Annotated in this window: 5 protein-coding genes and 1 pseudogene; 2 read left to right on the top strand and 4 right to left on the bottom strand. The window is 41.5% G+C overall.

Going from position 1 to position 2,270, the window contains the following annotated elements:
* Positions 1 to 238 (top strand): TonB-dependent receptor (locus L1D50_RS22735; protein ID WP_239966906.1); only part of this gene is annotated, 238 nt, incomplete at its 5' end.
* 129 nt (positions 239 to 367) lie between these two features.
* On the opposite strand, the pseudogene L1D50_RS22730 reads toward L1D50_RS22735, so the two are convergent.
* The 4 genes and pseudogenes from L1D50_RS22730 to L1D50_RS22715 form a co-directional block, all read right to left on the bottom strand.
* Positions 368 to 485, bottom strand: a pseudogene (locus L1D50_RS22730) (transposase); the annotation flags it as partial.
* A 164-nt stretch (positions 486 to 649) separates the two neighbouring features.
* A complete protein-coding gene (locus L1D50_RS22725; RefSeq protein WP_345773980.1) occupies positions 650 to 1,084 on the bottom strand; it encodes an NADAR family protein in 435 nt (144 codons plus the stop codon).
* Complete coding sequence (locus tag L1D50_RS22720) at positions 1,084 to 1,470, bottom strand: hypothetical protein (protein ID WP_239966904.1); 387 nt, start codon at positions 1,468 to 1,470, stop codon at positions 1,084 to 1,086. The genes L1D50_RS22725 and L1D50_RS22720 overlap by 1 nt, the downstream gene beginning before the upstream one ends.
* Before the next feature lie 179 nt (positions 1,471 to 1,649).
* Positions 1,650 to 1,868, bottom strand: coding sequence for a hypothetical protein (locus L1D50_RS22715; RefSeq protein ID WP_239966903.1), 219 nt, complete (start codon positions 1,866 to 1,868; stop codon positions 1,650 to 1,652).
* Between the two features lie 171 nt (positions 1,869 to 2,039).
* On the opposite strand from L1D50_RS22715, the gene L1D50_RS22710 reads away from it, so the two are divergent.
* On the top strand, positions 2,040 to 2,270 hold a 231-nt coding region (locus tag L1D50_RS22710), incomplete at its 3' end, for a TonB-dependent receptor (protein ID WP_239966265.1).

Here is a 2,270-nt window from a genome sequence, read left to right as displayed (position 1 = left end):
GTGGACAGCAGTGGGTGTCTTTCAAAGTTTTTATGTTGGTAAATACAACTCGGATACCGTGCCATCCTATACCTTATTCGACATCGCCTTTGATTATGAACTCAACGAGCAAGCCAGGATCACCTTTAGCATTAGTAATCTCAGTGACAAGCGATACGTTGGTGCATGCTATGACGAAAGTAACTGCTGGATGGGGGCAGAGCGCAAAGCCGATATTGGTCTTCACTATCGCTTTTAGTCTCACCTAAGAGAGCTTACGAAAGGACATAGACTGACAGATTTAAACGGACACCCACCTTAACGTTTTTAACGCGACTCTGCAAATTGAGGTGGGTGTCCATCATTTTTTTCTATCATTTCTTTTCCTATATGGCTTACCCGTAAACTTGTATTCACCACACAAAAGCACGGCGAACACAGCGCGAAACACAATGATAATAGAGCGTATCTGACAAACTGATTTGCCGCTTCCTTACTAATGCCATAGTTCACTCCTTGAACTTAGAATTTAAAGAATTAAAAGCTTAGACAAGCCACCCCAACATGCAAGTTGAGGTGGGTGTCCATCATTTTTTCTGTGCTGATGGGTGGAAGATTAGCCCAAGATCCCGAATGGACCCTGAGCTGGGACTTGATAAGTTACAAGGCACTACATCTGAATCTGAAGCTCTTCCCGAAGTTCCATAAGTAGCTTTCCAAGAACATTTTCACCACTACCATCACCACCACAGCCCCAATAGTAGTCAAGTGGCGAGCTTCCTATAAGCTCGTGCTTTTTCGTTGACAACAAAAGGTCCTTAGCTCTTTTGTTGTGCGTAAACTTGCTTTTTAGAGCTGTCTTCATGACATTTACTTTAACATCTTCCCAATCACGCCTTATAGGGTATTCTCGACTTCTCCCCATATTCCTTGCATCTTTTGGAGTAAAAGCTAACCTGATTCTTTCTTCATACGGTTGACCTTCAAACTTTTTTGCTTGGAAATAGTGCTCGACTTTCGGCCAGTATTTTCCATCGGCTTCGAACCCTAGCTTTGCAAAGTTAGACAATTCACCATACTTATCGGTGACTGTATAAAAATAGATTATGTCTTCCAGTGCCTATCACCAAATTCAATTAAGTCATTTTCTTGATGCTTGGAAGGTTGATATGGTGAGCACAAAACTTTGATGAATTGTGACTTATTTTCTACACTCATATCAACCCAGCTTTCAGTTTCTTGTATCCAGTTTTTAATACATTCATAGCCATGCCAGTCTTCATTTAATTTGACTATCGATGCCCAGCTTTTGGCTTCATCGAGTTCACCATTTTCCGAAAGAGTTTGAATAATATTGGTAACAATCCTTTCTGATAAACCTGAAAGGATTCCACTGTACGGAATTGTAGAGTCTTCGTGTGACTCTTTGAACTTTGCCTCAATGATGGCCCGATGAAGGGCCATTAACTCTGATTCTTTAGTAATATTCATAATATCCAACCTAGAACGGATTCTTCTCGGAGTAATTAATTTGTTTTATCTCGGAGCCAAGCTTCATTTTCCTTGATGAACCCATTCGTATGGGTAAATAGGAACTCGTTTTATGGACCCCCCCCCGGATTGCTTGAAAATACAATGACGTAATTCCCCTGAACTTAGAGTTTGAAGAACTAAAAGCTTAGATAAGCCACCCCAACATGCAAGTTGAGGTGAGTGTCCATCATTTTTCCGAACAAAGCTTCCTGATGAGGCATAAGTTTACTTCGCGCGGCATAAAACGTTGTTTTTGATAAAGCATTTTGCTGGCAGTAGTCAATGATAGTTAAATCACTGGCTTGTTGTTCTTCAATAATACTGCGCCACTGTTCTAGGCTGCGCGTTTTTCTCATGGCTATCTCCTCATTGATATTTGGAAATAGCTTAATCATTTTACTGAGTTACTGGCAGGTGCATTTTGCTAGACGCTTAAAGACAAGCTACCCCAACATGTAAATTGAGGTGGGTGTCCATCATTTTTTGTTTTTTGGAAGCCTGCTTGGCGACTTTGGCGGAACAAAGACATGGCGTGGACAGCAGTGGGTGTCTTTCAAAGTTTTTATGTTGGTAAATACAACTCGGATACCGTGCCATCCTATACCTTATTCGACATCGCCTTTGATTATGAACTCAACGAGCAAGCCAGGATCACCTTTAGCATTAGTAATCTCAGTGACAAGCGATACGTTGGTGCATGCTATGACGAAAGTAACTGCTGGATGGGGGCAGAGCGCAAAGCCGATATTGGTCTTCAC

It is taken from the genome of Pseudoalteromonas sp. Isolate6 (genome assembly GCF_022398435.1).
Taxonomy (GTDB): Bacteria; Pseudomonadota; Gammaproteobacteria; order Enterobacterales; family Alteromonadaceae; genus Pseudoalteromonas; species Pseudoalteromonas galatheae.
Note: the sequence above shows the minus strand (reverse complement) of the source record. Positions and strands in the feature narration are given on the sequence as shown.

Bases quoted from the DNA above. Each gene is read 5' to 3' on its own strand.
- L1D50_RS22720 (WP_239966904.1), bottom strand. From the start codon at position 1,470: ATGAATATTACTAAAGAATCAGAGTTAATGGCCCTTCATCGGGCCATC.
- L1D50_RS22715 (WP_239966903.1), bottom strand. From the start codon at position 1,868: ATGAGAAAAACGCGCAGCCTAGAACAGTGGCGCAGTATTATTGAAGAA.